Below are 25,207 nucleotides of genomic sequence, written 5' to 3'. Positions count from 1 at the left end.
TTCAAGCTCCAGCTTGTACTTGCCACCGTCATTGCCAAGGTCGATGTTAAACACCGCTTTGGCATTACCGGCTTTCTCACCATTAATATGTACAGCAAGATAATCGAAGAACATTTCTGGAGTCATCGCGCGAACGGTGTCCGGGCTCGCAGTATTCGGGGTTGGCCCTTTAACCACACCGTTACGCAATTCCTGAGCACCCGTCAGATAGAAGTTACGCCATGGGCCAGACTCGGCCTGATAACCCAGTTGCTCCAGTGCATCAGCTTCGAGATTACGGGCATTCTGGTTATTAGGGTCGGCGAACACGACTTTGCTTACAACCTGAGCGACCCAACGGTAATTGCCCTGGTCAAAGTCGGTTTTAGCTTTCTGAAGAATCGCATCGGCTCCCCCCATATACTCAACAAACTTCTTAGCCGCTTCTTCTGGTGGCAGTTCGTCCAGCGTTGCCGGGTTGCCATCGAACCAGCCGAGGTAAAGCACATAGGTGGCTTTCACGTCATGGCTGACGGAGCCGTAATAACCCCGACTGGACCAGGTCTTCGCAAGGCTGTCCGGTAGCTTGAAATTGGCTGCAATTTCATCGCGGGTCAGACCTTCGTTTGCCATGCGCAGGGTCTGGTCGTTGATATAACGATACAGATCACGCTGGCTTTTTAGCAGGCTAACAACGTTGTCGTTACCCCAGGTCGGCCAGTGGTGCTGGGCCATAATAATTTCAGCTTTGTCACCCCAACGAACGATAGCTTCGTTGATGTATTTGGACCACGGTAGCGGTTCACGAATTTTCGCACCGCGCAGGGAGTAGGTATTATGCAGGGTGTGGGTAACATCCTCTGCGGCTTCAATGAGTTTTTTCTCTTCGATGTACCACAGCATTTCAGAAGGGGCTTCCGAACCCGGAGCCAGCATAAAGTCGTAAGTCAGGCCATCGATAACCTCTTTCTGGCCATCTTTTTCGATGATATTCGTAGGTGCTATCAAGGTAACGGTACCCGCAGACGTCGTGGTACCTAAACCAGCGCCAACCTGTCCTGTTGCTTCTGGTTTCAGAAGGTTGCCGTACATGTAGCTGGCGCGGCGGCTCATGACATTCCCGGCCATAATATTTTCAGCAACGGCGGCTTCCATAAAGCCAGCAGGCGCATAAACTTTTACCTTACCGGATTTCACATCCGCTTCATCGACAACGCCACGTACACCGCCGTAATGGTCAACGTGGCTATGGGTGTAAATGATGGCGACGACAGGTTTCTTGCCACGGTTTTTAAAATATAAATCCATGCCCACTTTTGCCGTTTCAGCCGAAACGAGCGGGTCAACCACGGTAATGCCTTCTTTACCCTCAATGATGGTCATGTTGGATAAATCCAGATTACGGATCTGGTAAACACCATCTGTGACTTCAAACAGGCCGCTGATATTGATAAGTTGCGACTGACGCCAGAGACTTGGGTTAACGGTGTCAGGGGATTTTTCCCCTTCTTTTATAAAATTGTACTGTTGCGGATCCCAGATAACATTCCCTTGTTCTCCCTTGATAACGTCCTGGGGTAAAGCCGCGATAAAACCTTTATGGGCGTTTGCGAAATCGGTGTTATCGGAGAAAGGAAGTTGATTATAAAGTGCATCGTTTGCTTGCTTTGTTGAAGCCGTAGCACCTTTTGCCGCTTCCTGCGCAAACAGTGGTGTCAGTGCAGTGGAAGAAAGTAGCCCTGCAAGTGCAAGACTTTTGACGAGCAACTTAAGTCTCATTTGTAACCCTCCTGTGAAAACCCTCTAACTACTCTATTTCTTCAAGTAGTTACCTCAAGATATAATTCGTTAATTCAAATGACATTAGCTGTCACAAGTCAGAAACGTTTTTTAAATATAACCAGAGAGTTACAATTCACCATGTATGGGTACAAAATATTTAAAATTTCACATTGACGGTTCGACTAAAAGTACCCCACCTGTATATACCGGAAATACATATTCATATCGTTCACATATAAAGACTTTCTGACAGACAAATTCTGTACGTATGAGGTTAACTTCAGCTTCTCGCTCTCAGCGAAAAACATCAAATTTTCTGCAACCAATCAGGTATAGCACTACAGTTAAACAGTTTCAGGGGGTAATTCTTATCGTCTCGGGTTTCATTCTGGGTCAAATTACCGTTTGCTTCTCCTTTTGTAGGGTAATGCTACGTTTTTTTTGATGAGGCGAATGAATGCACAGAAAAAAGTAGTTTTCCTGGCTCTACCCGCTGCACTGTATTCGCTGCCTGGATTTGCAGATGAATCTGGCGCTGGTCTGGCTAAGCAGTTGAGTAACCCCGTCGCGAATTTGATTAGCGTTCCTTTCCAGCTCAATGTAGATGATCAGGTAGGCCCCAATAATGGCACCCGTACCCTTTTAAATGTTCAACCCGTCATCCCTATTACACTTAATGATGAGACCAATATTATCAGTCGAACCATATTACCCTTCAGCTCCCAGAGCCATGTTACTGGCGAAGGTGAAGATCAAGCGGGGATGGGTGATGTGGTACAGAGCTTTTTTTACTCACCAAAATCCCCCACACAAAGCGGGCTAATTTGGGGGGTAGGACCGGTTTTGCTACTTCCAACCGGTACGGACAGTGCACTTTCAGGTAAGAAATGGGGGGCAGGTCCAACAGCGGTTCTGTTGAAACAGAGTGGTCCCTGGACCTATGGCGGTCTGGCTAATCATATTTGGGATTACGCCGGAGAACAGAGTCGAAAAAGTGTTAATGCCACTTTTCTCCAGCCATTTGTTTCCTATACCACCCCAGATGCGATTTCTTATTCATTTAACTCTGAATCCACTTACGACTGGACTCAGGATCAGTGGTCCGTGCCTGTCAATTTCAATATCACTAAAGTCACCAAAATTGGCAGTCAGATCATTCAATTTGGTGGAGGATTTCGTTATTGGGTTCATACCCCAGAGGAAACGGGGCCGGAAGGATTGGGTATCCGATTAAATCTGACCTTCCTGTTTCCCCAATAAACATCTGCGCAATAGTCAAAAAATTAGCGTTTAAAGATAATTCCCAGGAGAGTTTTATATTTGCTGTTAAACCGATAGTAAAAGCACTGTTCTTTACCGGGCTTATTGCGATGAATGGTAGTGTCTTTGCTGATGGTACTCAAAAATATGAAGATCCCTTGCTCAAACTACAAGGGACTCCGGATGTCATCAAAAAAGGGCTGGAGACGGATGGTTACAGCTCATCTGTTTTCGCCTGGAACTGGGGGTTATCCGCTTGTGCGTATGGAACAAGTAGTACGTGAATATACCGACGTTCCTTCACTGAAACCTGCCACCAGTTATCGTGCACCACTGAACCAGCTTGGCTGGGCCACTGAGCTGGCAACGCCCGCAGCGAAAGATATGCCAACGGCAAATAACGACACCTTGTATTTAAGTGCTGTCGTTAAACTTGATGAGCCTTATATTCTGACTGTGCCTGATACCCATGACCGCTACTACGTTGTGGATGTCTTTAATATGTGGCAAGAACTTGAACATTACATCGGCAGAAGAACCACGGGCACTAAGCCCGGGAAATATGTATTCGTTCCACCAGGCTGGCAAGGAAAACTGCCGACAGATGCCACTGTTCTGCATGTGTCCACCAATAAGATATGGCTATGGGGCCGCTTGAGCGCGAAACAGGGCGAAGATATGGCCCCGGTGCATGCGTTGCAAAAAGAATTCACCCTAAAATCATTGAGCGGAAAAGTGTATTCGGACACGCTCCCGCCATTACCTGAGCTTAAAAACGATGGTCTGGATTTCTTCCGCTTATTATCTGCTGCATTGAAAGAAAATCCGGTCAAACCTCAGGATAAAGGATTGTTTGGGCAATTCAGTCGCTTTGGTTTGACCAGCGAAGGATTCGACTCTGAGAAGATAGCGCAGCCGATGCTGGATGGAGTGAAGCGTGGTTTGGCTGATGCACCGACTGTTGCAGTTTCTACTCTGGTTAGTACCTCAGAAGAACGAGGCGGCTGGAGTTATGTGCGTGGACTTGATGACTTTGGATTTATCTACCCGCTGTATAAACGTTTAATACCAGAAGGGGAGGCTCCTGGATCAACACATGTAAAACATGAATAGATATAAGCAATCAACTGGGGAGTAACGAGAAAATATAATATTTGTATATTAATACCGCTATTTTAATTAACCGCGAGGGAGCTTGGATTTTACGATAAAAGACATCTGATTAAGCATGTCCATATGCAATATGGTGCCACCAGACCGTCTTCGCAGCGGTATTGTTATAGGTACTTACGCATTCAGAACGGACTGGTATTACGAGCTTTGATCCACTCTTTGCTGATGGGATGAACAAAATGCAATTCGCTGGCGTGCAGCATCATACGCGGTGTCCGTTCTGTACCTGGTAGCAGGATCCCGCCATACAAGTCGCAGCCCAAAATAGGGTGACCCAACTGCTGGCAGTGGATGCGGAGTTGATGAGTACGCCCGGTTTCCGGGGTTAATTGTACCCGCGTTAATGGCAATAACGTCCCGTCTTCTCGCTCTTGATAAAAGCGTTCAATGACCTGATAGCCGGAGCGGGCAGGCTTACCATGGATTGCGCATAGTGACATCAACGGGAACAGTGCCGGGTCTTTGGCTATCGCTGCGTCTATCACCCCTTCGTTGTCCTCCAGATGCCCGCAGAGCAGTGCGCTGTATACTTTGGTCACTGTACGCTGGCTGAATTGTTGGCAGAGGGCGGCATTGATAGCCTTATTGTGGGCAATCACCATCAGCCCGGAAGTGCCGAAATCAAGACGGTGGGCCAGGGTGCAGCCAGGGAATATCTGTACTAGCCGATGATGCACCGAATCTAGATTTTGCGGATTTTTCCCCGAGAGGCTAAGCAGCCCTGCGGGTTTATTGATAAGCACCAGGTGATCGTCCTGATAGAGAATTTCGATCTCGTCATGACACGGCGGGGCAATAAAGGTATCGATAATCGCAGACATCAGGCTACCAGGGCGGAGAGTGGGGACGGATGATAACGAATTTTAAGCTGGCTGACGAATGCGTTGTTACTTCCAGCGTATCGCTCTGGTGTAGTTGATGGTCATTGCTTACCGCGGGGGGAGATAATCAGTATGTCGGAAGAACTCTAAAAGTAAATGGCCCGGATTACATAGATACTTACAGAATCTCATGGCCATACGGTTCGTTTTATTAGTTTCCATTTAAAATCATTCTTTCCATGGCGTCCCGTAGCGTTAAATATATTATTTCAGTAACGCTCTTAAAGAGCTTAAATGATATATAGAAGGCTCGATTGCATTAAATGCTCTGTATTCATTAAACGGAATTCTGAATGTCAGAAGGATTGAAAAGCATATACTATTGCATCCTCTTAAATGAAATTATCATAATTAATCAATCTGTATCAACAAGTAAGATAAAATACGTAATTTGAATAAATAAAATTACAGGCATTCATATGTTTTAGGCCTGACAGGAAAACCCCACCATGTTTTTTCGTCATATATATGTAAGATTCATCCTGGATGTATCTCTGCATTAGGTTGGCATGAAGAATTTAATGCGCGGAGCCAGTTCTGGTACCAGCCCCAAGCTGATGTCGTTATCCGGTTGGAGGGAAACCAGCAGTGATAGCACCGAATCTGCAGAACAGAACGTTCAGTGACACCCGTTTGCCGCGAACTAAATAGCACATTGTTTATTTTGATATTACGAAAAGCATTTTAAAAAGACATGATTTCCTGAGGCCAGCAGTGAATTGGCTTTCCTCTAAAATATGAAAAATACAATTTAGCATGATTTGTTTTGTTTGACGTTGTAGATAACGTACTCTATTAATTATTTTGGAATTGTGAATAATTGCAATCAATTTTTACACGATATTAAGGAGCTAAATATGAGATCATTGGTTTTAAAGGATGAAATAGAAATGCTACTTCAGGATGTGAGGCTTATGAAGAGTTTTGAGCTGAGAGATGATGAAGTTTATCATGCCTTACAAGTATTAGAATTGAGAAGACAAACTGAGAAAATTGAGTTTTTGAAGAAAAACCTCTGTAATAATAAATGATGGTGAAGTGATATTTCATTTTGTATTCTTATGAGCAGGAAAATGAACAGTTACGTATAAAATATTGTTTTGCTGTTTGAGTGTTGGATTGCTATTGTTTAAATAGCAATCCAATTAGTAGCTGGCATGATTGCTGTAGGTTAATAAATTTTCGTACGCTCATTTCAGTATAATTCCTGATAAATTTACGTATGAAACTTTCATTCATGAGCTAAATTTTAGTGTGCCGAACCATCGAGGACTAATTGATTGTTTTTTGGTAAGCTGTTTGATTGAATATAATACATGCATTAATAAATCCCTGGTGTGATTATTAATGCTGGAAATTCTATAGTATTATATTAATTCTGCAATGAAACATCTTCTGATGTTATATCGTCTAATGAGTAAAGAATATCGCTGAGTGTCCTTTTAACTTCATCAAGAACATAAACTCTTTCAATAATTTCACTTTCTATATTGACAGCTAAAGAAAATATATCATTTTTGTTTACTGGCGAACTTTCAGTAAGTGAGTTTTTCATTAACAAATCAAGTCTGTATATGTCAGATGCAATTTTGGGAATGTCATCACATCCTATATCATTCAGAAATGACATGAGATGATCTATCCTATCCTTCATTGAGTTAATTTCAATGCCGAGATTTATGTTGAATTTTTCAGTCATCTACTCACCTGTAATTGATTGTGGGATATTATTTAAAATAACACCAGTAATTATTTAATATTGTTACCTATCCCTATTTTTATTTTTCTGGGTTATATAATGCAAAAGTCAAAGCCTTAATATTTAAGTACACTTCATTATAAGTGAAGTTATTTGCGTATTCAAGTTTTTCTTAACCACTTGTTTATAGGTGATATTATGACGACAGCTAATCATCTGTTAACTGTAAATTGATAATAATCAATTTCGCTGATATTGATTTTTCCACATGACCTATCAGCGATAATTTTTATATAAATATTTTATATATCCATGCACAGAAGTATGCGTGTTAAAAATATACAGCGTATTTGCTCAATGTTTTCCAGGTTAAATTTACCCTTGCATTCATTAAGGGTTTTGCATATTGATTGGCGACTTACTTTCTTTAACTTGGCTATTTCAGATTGTTTAAATCCTGCTGAATACATAACTACAACTTCAAACTGTAGAATTGTAATTTCAGGAAATGATTTGTGTATTTGCTGCAAATGATACTCGCTAATAATACTCATTAAATATGCCTTATCTTTTTTAGAATGTTATGTGTAGCTGTTCTGCTGTTTTTTTGAGTGCCATGCAGATACATTATATGTTTTCAGTATGTTGTTTTTATAGCGTTGCTCGAATTACCGTTACGAGTGGAATATATGTGTGCTGAAGCAATGAAAATGCAGGGTGGCCTTTTATTTAAAATTAATCATATTTTTATATTCATACGGTGAATATAAATTTCAGTATTTCCCCAGGTGAGGTTGTACTACTGGGAAATAATGTACTGCTGAAAGCAATGAGTAGCATTTACCGTGAGGGATTCCGTTTCCATGGCGTTCATCATTAATGTATTGGCAAACAACTATGTTGTTAATGGCAACACTGTTCGTCCTGAGCAGATGTCCGTTAAAGCGTGTCATTGCAATATCTTCGTTGGCTTACACGCAGCAACTTCAGAGTGAAGTTAATGGTTCAGAAGTTGAGCTGAATTAGACTTCTCCATACAGATTGCTAGAGCAAGTCAATCCTGGTCAACGATTTGAAACTGAAAATGTGCATTATGCTTCCTTTGTGAACAATACTCTGGTGCCAGGCTTAAAAACTAACCAGGAAAACCGTCGAGATTCAATATAATCACGACAGAATACATTGTCATTTAATAATCTGGTATCGATAGAATTTATCCTGAATCACCAAAAAGGCAAGGTTATTTAATATCTCTCGAAGATAAAGTGATAAGATTTGAATTCTATTATGCTATTTATTTAAAATATTATTTTTATTTTTTAGATGTGTTATTTGGCGCAGTGAATTACTTTGCTTAAGAAGATGTTTTGCTAAAGCGCCTCCTTTCTATCTGATTGTTTTATTGATACTTTTCTTAAAATGAAATTAACAAACTCACACATCGAAATGGACTGGTGGCCTATTCTCATGGATTCTTATTCATATGATTTCGAGCAGATCTAAACTGAGTGGCATCAGCGTTAATAGTGGTGTGGTAATTTCCTTGTGGTAATTGTGATTGTTGTTTTTATACAAGGTTATTGCGGGGTGAAAAACAACACAGTATTGGATGATTATGTGATTATGAAACAGATAGTAGAGAATGAGTTACATATACAAAATAATGAAAAAGCTAAAGCAACGATAGATGATTCGCTACTTATGTCTCTGTCATGGGTTTGTAAGTATTACAATAAAGATATGTCTGAAGGAGCTTTAATGGCGGGGTTACCCAAAGGGCGATTTCTGTCTCCCCAGCAAAGCTTACAGGCATTGAAAAACGCAGACTTTACGGCAGGTTTGGTTGAACGTGACATCTACAATCTTCCCGAACAACTTTCACCGATCATACTCCTGAGAAAAGAGAATGAAGGTGCGTGCATTTTTCTTAATAAGAGAAAAGATAAGAAAGATAAGGAAAGAAAATCATACGTTTTTACCGTTATTTTCCCTGAAATCAGCCATGATGCCGTAGAAATAACTGACAAAGAGATGCAGGGCTGTTACTCGGGATTTGCCATTCTGATAAAACCTAATGCGAAATATGATAATCGTATTGGTGATGTTGATGTTGCCGCTCCAGGGCATTGGCTCTTGAGTACTATCTGGCGTTATCGTCGTTATTATCGCAGTGCAGCTCTAGCCACTGTACTGATCAATGTCCTGACGCTCGCAAGTATATTTTTCACCATGAATGTTTATGACCGAGTGGTACCCAATCAAGCTTTTGTAACGTTATGGTCATTGGCTGCAGGTGTTATTTTTGCAATGGTCTTTGAAGCAGTGTCGCGCTATATACGTTCACATTTATTGGATGTTGCAGGTAAGAAAGCGGACTTGATTCTTGGCACCATGCTGTTTCGGCAAATGTTATCAATAAAAATGGAGAACAAGCCCGCATCCTCCGGTGCCTTTGCTAACCAACTTAGAGAGTTTGAATCTGTTCGTGATTTTGCTACGTCAGCGACGCTTTCTGCCATTGCTGATATCCCATTTGTTCTATTTTTTGTTGGGGTTATTTTTTCTATAAGTGGAATGCTTGGATTTATTCCTCTTATTCTTTTACCCATCATCGTGACCATCAGCGTACTTATTCAGTGGCCTCTGTCCCGGGTAATGAAAGAAAACTTACGTGAGACCTCACTTAAGCAAGGTGTGCTGATTGAGTCTATTGAAGGTCTGGAGACGCTGAAATCCGTTGGTGGCGAGTCTTACATGCAACGTCGTTGGGAAAATTTCAGTGCGCTCTCAGCCAATACAAGCATGAAATCAAAACGATTATCAGCACTGGCTACGGGTTGTTTTGCTTTCTTTCAACAACTACAAACTGTGCTTATTGTCATTTGCGGTGTTTATTTGATCAGTGATGGCAAGCTGACTCAAGGTGCACTTATCGGTACCGTTATGCTGGCAAGCCGTGCCACTGCGCCACTTGGCCAAATTGTTGGGCTGGCTGTTCGTTTTCAACAAGCAAAAGCAGCGCTCAGTTCTTTGAATCGATTGATGGAAATGCCGGTTGATCGTGATGCCAAAGTGGACTATCTGCCAGAACCTCCGCTGAGAGGACAGATGACGCTAAGGGATGTCGATTTTGGTTATCCGGCTCCGCCAATGCAGCCTGTCCGTCCCGTACTGAAAAAAATTAATATGGTCATCAATCCTGGTGAACGCGTTGCAATCCTCGGGAAAATTGGCAGTGGAAAGTCCACGCTCTTGCGGGTCATGGCACGATTGTATTCACCGACAGGAGGTCAGATTTTTGCGGATGGTCTGGATGTTACACAGATTGATCCGGCTGACTGGCGAAGCCAGGTTGGTTTCGTCAGCCAGGACTCACGACTCTTCTACGGTTCATTACGTGAAAATATCCTTATTGGTAGTCCTTCAGCGACAGCAAAAGAATTTTTACGCGTTCTGAAACTCACCGGGCTTGATCAGGTTGCCGCTCGACATCCGATGGGCATTAACTTACCGATTGGTGAAATGGGTGAGGGGCTTTCTGGGGGACAGCGCCAGCTTGTTTCTTTAGCTCGTAGCCTTATTGCTTGTCCTTCGATGTTGTTAATGGATGAACCAACCAGCTCAATGGACACACAAACTGAGGCTCAGTTTATTGCTCATCTGAAAAATTCAACACAGGGTCAGACACTCGTTGTTGTGACCCACCGTCCGTCACTTTTAACGCTGGTTGATCGGATTATCGTTGTTGATGACGGAGCAATTATTACTGACGGACCCAAAGAAAAAGTCATGGCGTCATTGTCTGGAAACAACAAAACAGTCTCTCCAGAGGCAAAAAACAAACCGGCTCCAGTTCAAGAAATAAAAGCAACCACAACGGCTGTTAATGTAGAAAAAGAAGTGGGAGGGGTTGCGCAATGAAGCTATCGAAAAAGAAAAATGACGATGTCATAAGTGCTGAAGATGCAGCGTTCATGAATGATGTACGAGAGTCACTCCTCTCACAAACAACACCAGGTTCCAAAATAGTCCTGTATTTGATTTTTACGATTTTTGCCGGTGGTTTGATTTGGGCGCATTTCGCGAGAGTTGAAGAGATAACGCAAGGGGACGCAAAAGTTATTTCGAAAAGCCGTGAGCAGGTCATCCAAAGCCTTGAAGGCGGGATTCTGGAAAAAATGTCTGTTTCTGAAGGGCAGGTCGTTGAAAAAGATGAAATTCTTTTGAGGCTCGACCCCACTCGTTCAAACTCAAATTATAAAGAGACGTTGTCAAAGGTGGTGGGTTTACAGGGCTCCATCGATCGTCTCACCGCTGAGGCTTATAACAAGCCGTTGAGTTTTAGAAAATCTGTCACTGACCCTGAAGTTATTCGTCAGGAGACGCAGGCATATAAGAGTCGAAAGCATGACCTTGACTCCGGTATTAAAGCATTGCAGCACAGTTATGATCTAACCGCGAAAGAAGTGAACCTTGCGTTGCCACTCGTAAAGCAAGGGTTAATGTCGGAAGTTGAGTTATTGCGTACGCGCCGGCAGGCAACTGATCTTCAATCTCAAATCGTAGAAAAAGAGAACAAATTCAGAGCTGATGCCAATTCCCAACTGACTAATCTGCAATTAGAGCTTTCGCAGGCACAAGAGACGCTGATTGGACGCAAGGACATTCTGAACCGCACAGTCATTCGAGCGCCTGTAAAAGGGACGATTAAGGATATTAAATTTAATACCCTCGGGGGCGTTATTCAGCCCGGTGAACATATTATGAGTATTGTTCCGCTGGAGGATCAGCTATTGGTTGAAGCGAAAGTTAAACCTGCTGATGTGGCCTTCCTGCGGCCAGGCTTACCCGCAACGGTAAAAATCACAGCCTATGATTTCAGCATTTATGGCGGGTTGAAGGGCGTAGTACAACAAATCAGTCCCGGTACGATAAAAGATGAGCAACAGCAGGCTAAAGGTCGTCCGGACGATACTTATTATCAGGTGATGGTACTCACAAATTCAAGCAGCTTGCATGTCAAAGATAAAGTGCTGCCAATTATTCCTGGAATGATAGCCAAAGTAGAGATTAAAACGGGTGAGAAAACCATCCTTGATTATCTCCTGAAGCCTATTTTCAAAGCTCGCGAAGCATTCCGTGAACGATAGATATAATACAAGTGATGGTTTTTAAAATGAATAGATCCAAAGAAGTGAAGTCTTTTTTAATGCTGTGCTTTATTTCATATAATTCCATGTTTATATCGTCTGCATTTGCGAGCATCAAAAATTCTGATTATAAGTCAGATTTTTATGACAACGATGCCTGGCAAAATAATCGTGATAATAAATTTATCACTGCCGGCGATTCTGTGGCAGCTAATCATTCGATTCGTTCTCAGAGTGTAAAATCTTATCTGGCAAGAATTGCTTTGGCAGCTAAAAACTATACACCTCAATTGCGGGAGGCTTTATCGACTTACGATGCTGCCAATGCAGATGTTAAACAGGCTGAAGGACAACGTTATCCTCAAGTTGATATTGGGGTGCAATCCAGCCCTGTACAATTTGGTTCGGGAGCTCGCGTAGATAAACAAAACATGACCAACGGCCTTTCTGTCAATATGAAAACACCCGTCTTTGATTGGGGCTATAACAGTAAAACTATCAAAAGCAAGTCATATACGGCAGAGGCTGCTAATGCTAACTATCAGGCACAATATGAGGATTCATCTTATCAGGTGTGCTCTTTGCTTTCAGAGTTAGCCAAGCAAAAATCAATTTATAACCTCAGCCAAAGTTTTGTTATTCGCATGCAAAAACTTGTCGCAATGATAGGGGACATCAGTAAGGTCGATTCTGGCCGTGTGAGTGAATTGACACAAGCACAGGCACGCCTGTTGCAAGCTGAAGCTTCGCGAGATAGCGCAGAGTCTAAAATGCGTGATGCTGAAATATCGCTTCAAAAACTGACAGGAATCTCTTCATACGATGATTTACCTTCATCGGCACTATGGGATTTACATTTGGATCACCCGGATGATCTGTTAAAAGACGTTATGCATCATCCTTCAGTTGTTCAGGCTGAGAATCAGGCGCTGGCTGAGCTGGAGTCCGCAAAAGCAGTGAAAGCCAGTGACCTGCCAAAACTTGAATGGGTCGTTACAAAAACAGTTCCCATTAACAAGGGAGCCTATGAAGAAGCATGGCAAACTTATTTGAATGTCAGTTGGGGAATATTTCGAGGTGGTTCAGCGAATGCTGCCGAAGAAGCTGCTGCATTACGTGCTCAGGCTGCTGCGGAAAAAATCAGTGAACAGTCTATTTCTCTGACCAGCAAGGTCCGCTCAGGCATTCATAATGTTAAATCGATGCTTGATCAATCTCGCCAATATCATCAGTTGGTTATTGAGACAGATAAGGTACGAAAAGACTTCTTTGAACAATGGCGTCAGTTAAATACACGCAGTTTGCTTGATGTGTTAACAGCGGAAAGCGATCATTATAATAATCAGGTCAATGAAGTTAGTACCCGATTTAGTGCATATACCAATATTTTCAGTAGTTATTCTAATGCTGGCAAGCTTAATGCTTGGCTAGGTATTAATTGAGTTTTATATTTTCGAAAGTATTTTTTTAATTAACGATGAGTCTTCTTTTATTCTTTGAATGTGCTAGCAAAAGAATAAAGCCAATGAGTTATGCGATTTTTTGAAATTTAGAAAACAACATTTACTTCTCATATTTATATTTGAGGATTAATTTCTACCATACATGCAAAAGATGATAAGTAGATCGTTTTTGCATGGAAGGTTCGCCTGATATCCAGGAATAAGCAAACGTTACAAGGAGACGACTATGGGTCGTATTATTCTTACCACCCGGGACGGTATTAATTCCGGCGTGTCATACAATCTGAATTCAACAGCTTCATCAGTTGAAAGTCTTATTTTGCCAGCGGTTCAAAAAGGATCATATCTGTTAGCAGATACTGATACCGGAAGTGTGTCAGATGCTGTGTATCTGAGCCGCGTGGGTGACAATCTTAATATCCACCTGTCCGAGTCGGCAGTACCAGCGGCTGTTATCGAGGGGCATTTTGCATCCCCTTCTATGCTGATGACGCCTGTATCAGAAAATACAATGCAGGTGGTTGATACCTTTAGCTTGCAAAGTGGGGCTGCGCCGCAAGCTCTGCCACAACCTGGCGCCTCAGATGCTGCCATTTTTGTCGACAGTGCGGCAGATAACGAAGGGACCAGCCAGGGCGACCTTGCGAGTGGCGATGCGACTGACGCTACGTTGCCTGTTTTACAGGGGCATGTGGATGGTGGCGCAGGTCTGGTGCTGGAAATCTATGCCAATACCAACTTAGTGGGTCATGCCACTGTTGGTGATGATGATAGCTGGAGCTTCACGCCATCGGCTGCTCTGGATCCGGATGCTCAGTATAACTTCCAGGCTCTGTTACAAGATCCAGGCGGTGATGCAATCTTTATCTCTATGCCATTCGTTGTTGATCATGTTGCTGATGGTGCACCTACCGATAATCTGGCTGTTCCGGGTGACAATATTGATCTGATTGACATCAGTGGCGTGACGGATGATGTGGGTCTTCACCAGGCTGAAGTGAGCAATGGTGGTGTCACTGATGACCTGAATCCGGTTCTGCATGGCAGTGTCCCTGGTGCGGAAGGGCTGATTCTGGAAATCTTCAGTAACACCCAACCAGTAGGTACCGCAATCGTAAATGATGACGGCACCTGGTCATTCGACGTACCTACGCTGGAAGCTGGCGCAGAGTATACCTTTGATGTGCTGCTCCGCGATCCGGGTGGTGACTCTAAATTTATTTCCATGCCATATACCATCAGTACCGGTATGGATTTACTCACCCCAATCATTACCGAAGTTGTGGATAGTGTGAAAGGAGTGACAGGCGATGTTACCAATGGTGGCCTGACCAATGATTCGTTACCGGAAATCCACGGTTCTGCAGATCCAAGCGCCGTCATTCGTCTTTACGATGGTGAAACACTGCTGGGTTCCACCACTGCAGATGCATCGGGTTCCTGGGTATTCACCCCGGAAGTTGAGCTGGCCGAACAGGGTCTGCACACTATTACCGCAACGGCGTCTGATGCTGATGGTGTTGAAACGGCACATTCTGAAGTTTTTGACCTGACTCTGGATACGGTTATTGATGCACCGGTGATCACTGGCATTTATGATGATGTGGGTGTGCAACAAGGGAACGTCGAGAATAATGGGGTGACCGATGATCGGCTGTTGTTGCTATCGGGAACTTCCGAAGCGAACAGTACTGTAACAATCACTATGTTTGGCGGTGGTGGGATAAGGTATACCCTTGGCCAGGCCACAACAGACAGTACGGGTCAGTGGCAATTTCAAATGACCCGCAATCCGTCAGCACAAGCGCTTGGCAGGCTGACATTTAGAGTTGGCGCCACAGATGAAGCCGGTAATACGAGTGCGAGCAGTCCTTATTACGTCGTACATGAGGTGGCGGCAAATACGGATGATACGAGCACCCCGGATGCTGCGACTGACCAGGTATTGACTGACGATGTAGCCCCTATCATCGCACCTATCAATGACGGCGACAGCACGAATGACAACACGCCGACGTTCTCAGGTAATGCGACACCGGGTGATACTGTCGTTGTCTATGACAACGGTGCAGCGATCGGTTCTACCACTGTTGCGGATGACGGCACCTGGAGCTATACACCGGATGCAGCACTGGACGATGGCGCTCACAGTTTTGATACCGTTGTAGTTAACCCGAATAACGGTAACGAAAGTGGTCACTCGGATCCTATCGACTTCACCGTTGATACTACGTCTGAGACACCTGTTATCACTAATGTGTCCGATGATAAAGCACCGGTTACAGGTGATGTGTCGAATGGTGGTTCAACCAATGACACCACGCCAACACTGGAAGGTACTGCAGAAGCGAACAGCGTAGTTAACATTTATGCTAATGGTGCGCTGGTTGGTTCGACGACTGCAGATGCTAATGGTGCGTGGAGCTACACGTCACCGGAGCGTGGCGAAGGTGATTACATCTTTACCGCACAGGCGGTCGATAAAGCCGGTAATCTCAGTGACATGTCTGGCCCGTACGAGATCATTATCGACACCACGGCACCGGATACCATTGATGTACTTTCCCCGGATAATCTGACCGTAAACGATGACGTGGGTGATGTTACAGGCCCGATAGCGAATAACGGTGTAACAGATGATGCTACGCCTGAGTTCTCGGGTAAAAACCAGCAACCAGGCGATATCATTACCGTGTCCGACAACGGCACAGTAATTGGTTCTGCGCTGGTACAGCCAGACGGTACCTGGTCAATGACGCCAGAGACGCCACTTGCTGAAGGTGATCATGCCATTACGCTGGTTGCCACTGATGAGGCTGGTAACGCCAGTGCACCGTCAGATCCATTCGACTTCACCGTTGATTTGACCCCTCCGGATGCGATTGATGTGACCGTGCCGGACAATCTGATTGTGTTCGATGACGTGGGTACTATTACAGGTGATATCGCCGAAAATGGTGTAACAGATGACGCATCCCCTCAGTTCTCAGGTAAGAATCAGGAAGCGGGTAATATCATTTCTGTGTCCGATAACGGTACGGTAATTGGTTCTGCACTGGTACAGGCTGATGGTACCTGGTCAATGACGCCAGAGACCCCACTCGCCGAAGGCGATCAGATAATCACGCTGATTTCCACCGATCCGGCAGGTAACCAGAGTGCACCATCTAACGCATTCGATTTCACGGTCGATTTGACAGCACCTGATGTTATCGATGTGACCGCTCCGGATAACCTGATAATCATGGATGCTGTTGGGGCAATTAAGGGTCAGGTTGCAGAAAACGGGATTACCGATGATAACGACCCTGTGTTCTCAGGTAAGAATCAGGAAGCGGGTGATATCATTACTGTGTCCGATAACGGTACAGTAATTGGCTCTGCGCTGGTACAGGCGGACGGTACCTGGTCAATGACACCAGCGACTCCATTAGCTGATGGTATTCAGAAGATAACATTGATTGCTACCGATCCGGCAGGCAACCAGAGTGCGCCGTCTAGTGAGTTTGATTTCACCGTTGATACCACGGGTGGCACTATTACACTGGATACTGTTGCTGATGACGTTGGTCCAATTACGGATCTGCTGGTCAATAATGATGTTACTGACGATGCAACGCCGACGCTCAACGGTACGGCAAATGCCGGTTCGACAGTCATTGTTTATGACAATGGTACGGTGCTGGGCTCTGTGACGGCGAGTACTGATGGAACCTGGACGTTCACTCCTGCCGCTAATTTGGCCGATGGTGCGCACAGCTTTACTGCTACCGTCGTCACCCCTGCGGGTGGTGAAAGCAAGCCTACTGACGCGTTCAACATCACCATTGATACCGTTGCTCCAGATGTTATTGATGTGACTGCTCCGGATAACCTGTTGGTGATGGATAATCTTGATCCTGTCATGGGTGCCGTTGATGCCAATGGTGTGACCAACGATAACGATCCAGTTATTTCTGGTAAGAATCAAGAGGCTGGCAATACGGTTATCGTATATGACAATGGCGCAATTATCGGTTCTGCTTTGGTGCAGGCTGATGGCACCTGGAGCCTGAAACCAGAAACTCCACTGTCAGAAGGTGCGCAGTCTATCGAGCTGGTAGCAATGGATCCTGCGGGTAACGAGAGTGCGAAGTCCGCTCCGTTTGATTTCACTGTAGATACCGTGGCTCCAGACAGTTCCGATGTCGTTATTCAAGATGATACCGGTAAAGACATCCCTGCAGACGGGACCACTGGCGACAATACACCGACGTTTAGTGGAGATGGCGAGCCGGGTACGACTGTTATCATTAGTGATAACGGTAACGAGATTGGTACTGCTGTTGTTGATCCTGATGGTCACTGGGATTTCACACCAGAAACGCCGCTTGATCCAGGCGAGCATACCATTGACACCGTGGTTGTTGATGATGCAGGTAACGAGAGCGATCCGAGTGCACCTATCTCCTTTGGGGTTATCAACGAAGGTTCTGTTGACGTCGATACTGTTGCTAAAACCGTCTTTAATGTCGGTGACTCGTTGACGCTGGATAACGGCCTGACGATGACCTACACCAAAGGTGGTGTTGATGGTACAAGCCATAACGCTTACGAAGAGATAACCACCAAAGGTACCGCGTTGTTTGCGCCAGATTTAGGCAAGCAGGCAATGACGCTGCTCGCAAATTCTGAAATGCGTTTTGATTTCGGGGCGACGAATGCTGTCAGCTTTGATGTCAACAGTGCTAACTATGCTGGAACCACGGCAAATTATTACGATGCAGACGGTAATCTCCTGCATTCGCAAGATGTTGCCCCGCAGTCAGGTAAGGCTGTCGACACGGTTGCCTGGGAAGCTCCAGCAGGTCAGTTGATCGCCTACATGACCATTGATGTTGGTCCGGAAAGTGGCAGCGACGTTCTGATCCGTGTAGATAACTTCGTTTGGGGTGATGCTGCGGTAGCAACTCCGTTGCTGGCCACTATGCAATACGACGCGCACACAGATACTGTTCCTGTGGATAGCGAGTCGTCTGCTGTGGTGTTGGATGCAACGCTTGTTGCTGCACCAGCGCATTCAGATGCCAACATGGCAGTGGCGGAAAACCACACTCTGGCGCTGAGCCTGAATGATGTCCTTACCCACGGTGAACAGAATCTGTTCGTTGATGACGGTAAAACTCAGGTATCCATTCAGGGCCAGGCCGGTGATCATGTCGAGCTGGCAGGTATCCATGAAGAAAGCCTGGCGCAACATGGTTCTGTTACGAGTGGTGGTGTTGCATATGACATCTACACAGTGGCAGGGACTAATGCTGAGCTTTTGATTCAACATGGTTTGGATCTGCATGCGGATACAACGCACTCCTGATAACTTAGGTTATATAACGTAGTAACATGCCAGCCATTTTTATGGCTGGCATTTTTATTGTCAAAAATCGATAACCACGGAGAATAAACGTGGTTATCGATTTTTGACAAGTAGCGGCTACCGGTTGTTATTTTAATATAACCGTCAGTGTATTTAGAATCGTGATTTTTAATTCTGGAAAGAAGGTATAGCAGCCAAAAAAAACGCCCACGGAGGTAGGCGAAAAACGATGAAATTGATTTGTAATACCCCTGGTAAATCCTTTGTTCTTGTGGGGGAGCGTTGTGTTGTTGTATGAAGAACATTATCACTTCATATGTTTGGTGTCATTCAAATATGTTTATTTAAATACTTGAATTGAATGAGGTTGTTCGTTTTTGGAATGCGCTAAAAACGCTAATCAACAGCGTTTGAATTAAAAAGTAAGTACTTTGTTGTTAAATGTTCATAGCCATAACTGAACGAATGCAGGTGAAGTGATGAGGAGATAGCCAGGCTATATCATTTGCTTAGGTCGCTAATTACTAGCATAGCGTTATTCTATTTATTAAAAAAATACATTTCATTTGGTTTGTTGGTGAGAGGTCTTTAGGTGTGATAATTTTGCTCAAGTAGAATCATTGTGTGTATTTCCTCGGTTATTATTTTGCAGAGTTGGCCATTAGTAAATTTGACAGTACGGAATCACCATTTCATTGTCGGCTGTTTGTAGAAATGAATATTTCACATTCATCATTAATTTAATTCCTGTGGGTGAATATAAAGCCCCAGGGAAGTTAATATAAAGGAAACTTATAAGTGGAATCCAAGGCAATTAAGGTTGTTGTCATTGATGGTAAAAAAGTAGAAAAAACCATCACATTACAACCGGGAGCGGCACCTGAAGCGGTATCCATTGACGGTATACCTGATGGCAAATACATCCTTGTTGAGGATGGGTCCAATGTCGCACCAGAAAATATCACGGTCAAACGGGTTGGTGACGATCTCTACATCAGCACTGAAGGGTCTGATACAGAACATCCGCAATTGATCATCCGGGAATTTTACAAACACCCAGGTACTGTCATTGGGATGGGAGAGGACGGTGCCTATCACGATTATGTTGATGTGTATGGCCATGATAGCCAGGTATTGAATGATGCATCTCCGGTTCCATTAGCGCTTGGAGACGATAATGTTGCGGCTGTTGACGGTTTGTATGCCGCAGCCGCTGATTCCGATGGAATTGGTTATCTGCCGCTTTTAGCCGGACTTGGGGCGTTAGGTCTGTTAGGTGGAGCTGCTGTTGCACTGGCACATCATAATAACAGCGATGACAGCAACGTGAGTGCGAGTAATTCCACCGATGTTCCTGATACGTCAGGCAACTCAGACAATTCAGATACACCGAATACATCAGACAATTCAGATACACCGAATACAGATGTCGTTGTTCAACCAGGAACGCTGGATTCTGCTATCGACGATGTAGGTAGCATCGCAGGCGAAATCAGCGCCACCGTGCCGACTGACGACAACAAACCGACTTTTAATGGTAGCGGCGTGGAACCTGGTAATACCATTATCATCCACGATACTGATGGCTCGGTCATCGGTTCGACCACAGCCAACGACGACGGCACCTGGGCCTATACCCCTACTGATGCGCTTAGTGATGGCGAGCATGATATTAGTGTGGTGGTTGAGGATCCTAATGGAAATACATCTGTTCCTTCAAACACAATTATCATTGATATTGACACCGTAGCACCAGGTGCCGTGACGGATAAAACCCTGAGCGATGATGTGGGTTCTGTGCAGGGGGAAATCCTCCCCGAGGGCACCACAGATGACAATCAGCCAGCCTATGCAGGTAAAGCTGAAGCAGGTGGCGTGGTCACTATTTATGATAATGGCACTGAAATTGGCACAGCTGTTGTAGGTGATGATGGTAACTGGAGCTTCACTCCTGCAACACCTTTGGCAGACGGTCAGCATAGTTACACGACTACTGTAACTGACATCGCAGGCAATCAAAGCAGTATTGATGACCCGTATAATTTTACGGTTATCCCTCCGGCACCGGAAGTTTTAACAGTCAATGATAATGTTGGTACTCAGCAAGGAGAGCTTGCTAGTGGTGATGTGACTGACGACAACAAACCCGTGATTACTGGCAACGGTGCAATTCCAGACGACATCATCACCATTTATGATAATGACACTGTTATTGGTTCGGCTGTAGTTGATGCCAATGGTGACTGGAGCGTTACACCTGCAGCGGCTCTTGACGATGGAACCTATGATTTCACCGCAACGCAAACAGATGCAGAAGGGCAGGCAAGTGCCAGCTCCTCAGATTTTGCCGTCACTATTGATACTAGCTCATCAGTTCCACCCGTCCCATCTGGCCCATTAGTTTCTGGCGAAGATAATTTTGATACTGACTCTAAATATCAGTTTAGTGCTGTAGGCGATTCAGTAACGCTGGATTCTGGGATTACCATGACCTATTTGAAAGAGGGCGTGGATGGTTCAGCAAAAAATACCTATACAGAAATAACAAATAAGGGTCTGGGTCTTCTGGTTCCAGATTTTGGTGCTCAGGCTCTGGTTGCCCTGGCCAATTCGTCACTGCGGGTTGACTTTGGTGGTGAAACAGACGCGGTGAGTTTTAAGGTGCAAAGTGCCAACTTCCCTGGAAGTTCAGTCGCTTATTTTGATGCTAATGGGGAACAGATTTTCTCACAGGATATTCCAGTTGTTGGAAGTTCTATTGCTGTTGTCGACTGGCATGCTCCGCAAGGGCAGAGTATTGCTTATATAGAAATTAATGTTGGTGCAGAAAGCGCCAGCGATGTTGCTATTCGTATGGATGATTTCAAATGGGGAGATAGCGTTGATCCCCTTTTACTTTCCTCCGTTCAGCATGCAGCAATTCCGGACGTTACGTCTGCAGTGCAAGGAATTGAAGGTTATTCCCTTCATTCTGTTCTGGATACAGCAACGCAACAGGTTGGCAATGTGGTTCAGGTGTCTCAGAGTCGCGCTCTGGATATCAACGATCTCTTGTCGCATGCAAGTAAGGATCTGTTTGTTAAAGATGGTCACCAGCAGGTTGAGCTGTCAGGAAATGATAGCCACCTGTCAGCAGAGGGTGTCGCAACGGTACTGCATAATGCCCAGTGGACTGAAACAGGTTCTGTACAAGCTGGTGGCGTGACATATGACGTATATAACCACGATAACAGCTCTCTCGATGTGTTTGTGCAACACGATAACATGCATGCCATTTAATTAAATATTTGAAAATACCACTAATATCGCTGTTCAAATTATGAACAGCGATGGAGTAAACTATGTCTATTGTTAAAACAAAAATTCTGACGTCGAGCATTGTAATACTTGCTGCACTCTCAATATGTTCAGCGGCTCAGGCTATGGAAAACCAAAATAATAAGCAGCAGAGTGCCTATCAGCCGGTGGCAGATGTTGCTGCGGGTCAAGCTCAGGTTGTGTATTACCGTTCCGGGGATATGTCCAAAGCAGCAAAGAATGCAGACATTTATGTCGATGGTGAGTTTCAAACCGCCTTACCGCCAGCAATGTATACCGCATTTTGTGTGCCAGCAGGTCGCCACAGTTTGGGAGCATACATTGGAGATGATCCGTTATATAAAGGCAAAAAAGAAAATCTTCGCGAGATAATGCTTGAAACTGGAAAAACCTATTATGCAGAAGTAGATGAATCAGCTTTGAATGTACTGAATGTGGTTAAGAAAAGTCAGGCAACACCCGTATTGCTGAATACCAAACATCAGGATGTGTTGTTATCCCGAGCCTCAGCAGTCACACCATGTAAATATCTGTACACTGATCATGTATTGTCTGGTGATGTGCTGTTTGATTTTGGTAAATATTCCGAGCGGGACCTCAAGCCTGAAGGGCGTGAAGCCATTCATAAACTGGCTCAGACGGAAATGCCGGATGCAAAAATCACGGTGATTGGCCATACCGATCCAATAGGTAAAGAAAGCCGTAATCTTGTTCTTGGCCTGAAGCGTGCACAGACCGTTCGCAATATTCTCATCGAAAATGGTATTAAGACAGAAAATGTTACTATTTCATCTTCAGGGAGTAAGGAGCCTTTGGCTACGGGGTGTGAGTCTCAGAGCAGAACATTAAAAATTCAATGCTATGCACCTGACCGTCGGGTCGTTATACGTATTTCCCGACACTGATCGAATTGATGAATAAAAGAGGATAAGTTCTCTGCCTCTTTTGTTTTATTAAAATAATATTTTAATTAATTAATAGTGCGAGCTCCGGATTTTGTTTAATTGCTGTAATGCGCGATGATTTTATTCTTGTAAATCAATTTGTTGAGTGTGTTATTGTCATCGCTTTGTTCTTTTTGATATTCGTTGTATTTTTGTAATTAGTGATGTGGTATTTTATGAAACTCCGAACGCATCTGTACCTATTAAATTTGAAATAAGTTAATATGTTTGTATAATTTATGATGTTGACCACGCCAGGTGGCTCTGATATGGAGTGCTGCTGTGGTTTGGATGGAATTTAAGTATTTGATAGATGTTAGTTTATAATAATATTATAGGATGTCGAAAATGAGCTCGCGAGATTTTGATCTGAACTCTTTACTTATACTCAATGCAGTTATTGAGTGCAGGGGGGTAACAGCAGCCGCAAAAAAAATGTCAATGTCACCCTCATCAGTAACATACGCAATTAATAAAATAAGAAGGATGACATCCAATCCGATATTTACACGCTCTAAAAGTGGCATAGTTCCGACCACTCTTGCGATGGAGCTAAACCAGCGATATATAAAGGCAATGTCATTAATACATGACGGACTTGATTTTTCAAAAAAAATTAAAGAGGATGATGTATTAAGAACGATAACCATTAGCACCTATACTTTCATGGAGCTTTGGATGTCTTATGCTGCATGCAGTAAGGAAAAAATAATGGGGGGGATATCTTTTAACTTTGTGAATCGTCCGGGCGTAAACGATAACCGGATAGCCAAGCTCAGGAACCATGAAATAGATATTGATATTGGTGGCCTGCTTCCAAACGATGCCTCAATCATTTCACAAAAACTTTTTTCCTCACCTTTTAAAGCACTTGTTAGCAATAATCACCCAACAATAAAAGACAAGCTAACGCTTAACGACTGGAATGAAAGCAAACATGTAAAATGGGTGTTAACAGATGATGAAACATTGAATCAAAGTGGTGATGCAAATATTGTTAACGAGTTAACAAACCGTAATGTTGAGATTTGTTCTGCATCATCGATAAATTCATTTATGATTTGTGCATTATCTGATTACATTATGCTAGTACCGGAGTATCTGGAGTCTTTTTTGGGCAAAATATTGCCGGTAAAATTTTTTGACTTACCCTTCCAGACAACAATGACCTCAACGGTATTTGTGCATTACCATCGTTCAGCGCGGCGAAAACAAATAATATCAAAATGTTTGTCGGCATTAGATAGCATCTCATCACAATCAGTTGAATAATCTAATAAATGATTTTTTACAGGATACTATTGATAAATAGGTGCGCTGATATACATAGATGACATCGTTACACCTTGTTCCCACCCACTCATCGTGTCGTTTAGATAAACTGATTCAATCCTGTTGCATAAAAGATAAGCTTTACTTATTTATGCGCTGGAGCTAAATTTGGTTGTTATTGTGATTTATTCTGAAAATATATAATGATTATGGTTTTTCATTGGTTGTTTATTTTGTTGTGTTTTTTTGACCTGATTTATTACGATGATATAAATACAAAAAAACAAGCCGATTTCCAAGCTTGTTTTTTTTCGCATGCCGAAAGTGTACATAAATTTTTTTGACTGCCAGTGCCGCTGAACGCTTTGCTTTCAATGTAATGATTAACATTATCTTATTTGTTTGAATTTGAGTTTTAATAAAGTCACATATAACTATTCTGTTGGGGTATGTAATGACCTCCTTTGTGGGTAAGTGTGTGTTTATTAAGTAATGTGTCGCCAATTTTTTCTGTTGCAATATTTGAAAGGTTTATTTTTAATTTTAGGTTTTCCACGGTGCTCTTATGTGAATTATATTTATTTCCCGCAGCTTGTTATGATTAATTTTATCGATCTGCCGGACTCCTGGTCCGTATTTAATTCACGGAATATTGATTAAAAACTAAAAAAGGTAATAAATATGAGTCAGAACAGCACTGACCGTAACACCCTATCTGTCAACCTCTTGGCCTCCCTCGCCGCCACAGATAACCAGTTCGACCCGACACCAGCAGCGCCTGGCGTGGTTAATATTGACACTGTTAAGGATGATGTCGGGCAGAAGACCGGTGTTATCGGCAATGAGGGACTTACTGATGACCTGACTCCGACCCTGGGTGGATTCGTGGACGGCGGCGCAGGTATTGTTATCAGTATCTATGCCAATACCGAA

Annotated in this window: 14 protein-coding genes; 11 read left to right on the top strand and 3 right to left on the bottom strand. The window is 43.7% G+C overall.

Annotation, left to right across the window (positions count from 1 at the left end; all coding sequences use genetic code 11):
• The coding region (locus FH968_RS22260; protein WP_139883447.1) for an alkyl/aryl-sulfatase at positions 1-1,758 on the bottom strand (1,758 nt) is incomplete at its 3' end.
• Between the two features lie 456 nt (positions 1,759-2,214).
• On the opposite strand from FH968_RS22260, the gene FH968_RS22255 reads away from it, so the two are divergent.
• Both FH968_RS22255 and FH968_RS22250 read left to right on the top strand, forming a co-directional pair.
• On the top strand, positions 2,215-3,021 hold the full coding sequence (locus FH968_RS22255) for a transporter (protein ID WP_139883444.1): 807 nt from the start codon (positions 2,215-2,217) through the stop codon (positions 3,019-3,021).
• 210 nt (positions 3,022-3,231) lie between these two features.
• Positions 3,232-4,134: a DUF1254 domain-containing protein gene (locus tag FH968_RS22250; RefSeq protein WP_223271365.1), complete on the top strand. Its 903-nt coding sequence runs from the start codon at positions 3,232-3,234 to the stop codon at positions 4,132-4,134.
• A gap of 182 nt (positions 4,135-4,316) precedes the next feature.
• Here FH968_RS22250 and FH968_RS22245 read toward each other — a convergent pair whose 3' ends face one another.
• On the bottom strand, positions 4,317-5,015 hold the full coding sequence (locus tag FH968_RS22245; RefSeq protein WP_139883442.1) for an RluA family pseudouridine synthase: 699 nt from the start codon (positions 5,013-5,015) through the stop codon (positions 4,317-4,319).
• A gap of 917 nt (positions 5,016-5,932) precedes the next feature.
• On the opposite strand from FH968_RS22245, the gene FH968_RS23735 reads away from it, so the two are divergent.
• Positions 5,933-6,106 (top strand): hypothetical protein, encoded by a 174-nt coding sequence (locus FH968_RS23735; protein ID WP_189389309.1) that lies wholly within the window; start codon positions 5,933-5,935, stop codon positions 6,104-6,106.
• A 341-nt stretch (positions 6,107-6,447) separates the two neighbouring features.
• Here the strand turns inward: FH968_RS23735 and FH968_RS22240 are convergent, their stop codons facing one another.
• Positions 6,448-6,774: a hypothetical protein gene (locus FH968_RS22240; protein ID WP_139883440.1), complete on the bottom strand. Its 327-nt coding sequence runs from the start codon at positions 6,772-6,774 to the stop codon at positions 6,448-6,450.
• A gap of 1,623 nt (positions 6,775-8,397) precedes the next feature.
• Between FH968_RS22240 and FH968_RS22235 the strand changes: the two genes are divergently transcribed.
• The 8 genes from FH968_RS22235 to FH968_RS22200 form a co-directional block, all read left to right on the top strand.
• Positions 8,398-10,695 carry a type I secretion system permease/ATPase gene (locus FH968_RS22235; RefSeq protein WP_139883449.1) on the top strand — a complete coding sequence of 766 codons (2,298 nt, stop codon included), beginning with the start codon at positions 8,398-8,400 and terminating at the stop codon, positions 10,693-10,695.
• Entirely contained in the window at positions 10,692-11,924 is a 1,233-nt protein-coding gene (locus FH968_RS22230) for an HlyD family type I secretion periplasmic adaptor subunit (protein WP_139883438.1), read from the top strand. The genes FH968_RS22235 and FH968_RS22230 overlap by 4 nt, the downstream gene beginning before the upstream one ends.
• A gap of 26 nt (positions 11,925-11,950) precedes the next feature.
• Complete coding sequence (locus FH968_RS22225) at positions 11,951-13,366, top strand: TolC family protein (RefSeq protein WP_189389306.1); 1,416 nt, start codon at positions 11,951-11,953, stop codon at positions 13,364-13,366.
• A gap of 247 nt (positions 13,367-13,613) precedes the next feature.
• Positions 13,614-18,740: an Ig-like domain-containing protein gene (locus FH968_RS22220; RefSeq protein ID WP_139883434.1), complete on the top strand. Its 5,127-nt coding sequence runs from the start codon at positions 13,614-13,616 to the stop codon at positions 18,738-18,740.
• A gap of 798 nt (positions 18,741-19,538) precedes the next feature.
• Complete coding sequence (locus tag FH968_RS22215) at positions 19,539-22,019, top strand: Ig-like domain-containing protein (protein ID WP_139883431.1); 2,481 nt, start codon at positions 19,539-19,541, stop codon at positions 22,017-22,019.
• Between the two features lie 62 nt (positions 22,020-22,081).
• Positions 22,082-22,963: an OmpA family protein gene (locus FH968_RS22210; protein ID WP_139883429.1), complete on the top strand. Its 882-nt coding sequence runs from the start codon at positions 22,082-22,084 to the stop codon at positions 22,961-22,963.
• 387 nt (positions 22,964-23,350) lie between these two features.
• Positions 23,351-24,274 (top strand): LysR family transcriptional regulator, encoded by a 924-nt coding sequence (locus tag FH968_RS22205; protein WP_189389303.1) that lies wholly within the window; start codon positions 23,351-23,353, stop codon positions 24,272-24,274.
• Between the two features lie 681 nt (positions 24,275-24,955).
• The coding region (locus FH968_RS22200; RefSeq protein ID WP_139883425.1) for a hypothetical protein at positions 24,956-25,207 on the top strand (252 nt) is incomplete at its 3' end.

Source organism: Buttiauxella sp. B2, assembly GCF_006376615.1.
Classification (GTDB): domain Bacteria; phylum Pseudomonadota; class Gammaproteobacteria; order Enterobacterales; family Enterobacteriaceae; genus Buttiauxella.
This window is presented reverse-complemented; position numbering and strand designations above follow the sequence as displayed.

Bases quoted from the DNA above. Each gene is read 5' to 3' on its own strand.
- FH968_RS22255 (WP_139883444.1), top strand. From the start codon at position 2,215: ATGAATGCACAGAAAAAAGTAGTTTTCCTGGCTCTACCCGCTGCACTG.
- FH968_RS22250 (WP_223271365.1), top strand. From the start codon at position 3,232: ATGGTTACAGCTCATCTGTTTTCGCCTGGAACTGGGGGTTATCCGCTT.
- FH968_RS22245 (WP_139883442.1), bottom strand. From the start codon at position 5,015: ATGTCTGCGATTATCGATACCTTTATTGCCCCGCCGTGTCATGACGAG.
- FH968_RS23735 (WP_189389309.1), top strand. From the start codon at position 5,933: ATGAGATCATTGGTTTTAAAGGATGAAATAGAAATGCTACTTCAGGAT.
- FH968_RS22240 (WP_139883440.1), bottom strand. From the start codon at position 6,774: ATGACTGAAAAATTCAACATAAATCTCGGCATTGAAATTAACTCAATG.
- FH968_RS22235 (WP_139883449.1), top strand. From the start codon at position 8,398: ATGAAACAGATAGTAGAGAATGAGTTACATATACAAAATAATGAAAAA.
- FH968_RS22230 (WP_139883438.1), top strand. From the start codon at position 10,692: ATGAAGCTATCGAAAAAGAAAAATGACGATGTCATAAGTGCTGAAGAT.
- FH968_RS22225 (WP_189389306.1), top strand. From the start codon at position 11,951: ATGAATAGATCCAAAGAAGTGAAGTCTTTTTTAATGCTGTGCTTTATT.
- FH968_RS22220 (WP_139883434.1), top strand. From the start codon at position 13,614: ATGGGTCGTATTATTCTTACCACCCGGGACGGTATTAATTCCGGCGTG.
- FH968_RS22210 (WP_139883429.1), top strand. From the start codon at position 22,082: ATGTCTATTGTTAAAACAAAAATTCTGACGTCGAGCATTGTAATACTT.
- FH968_RS22205 (WP_189389303.1), top strand. From the start codon at position 23,351: ATGAGCTCGCGAGATTTTGATCTGAACTCTTTACTTATACTCAATGCA.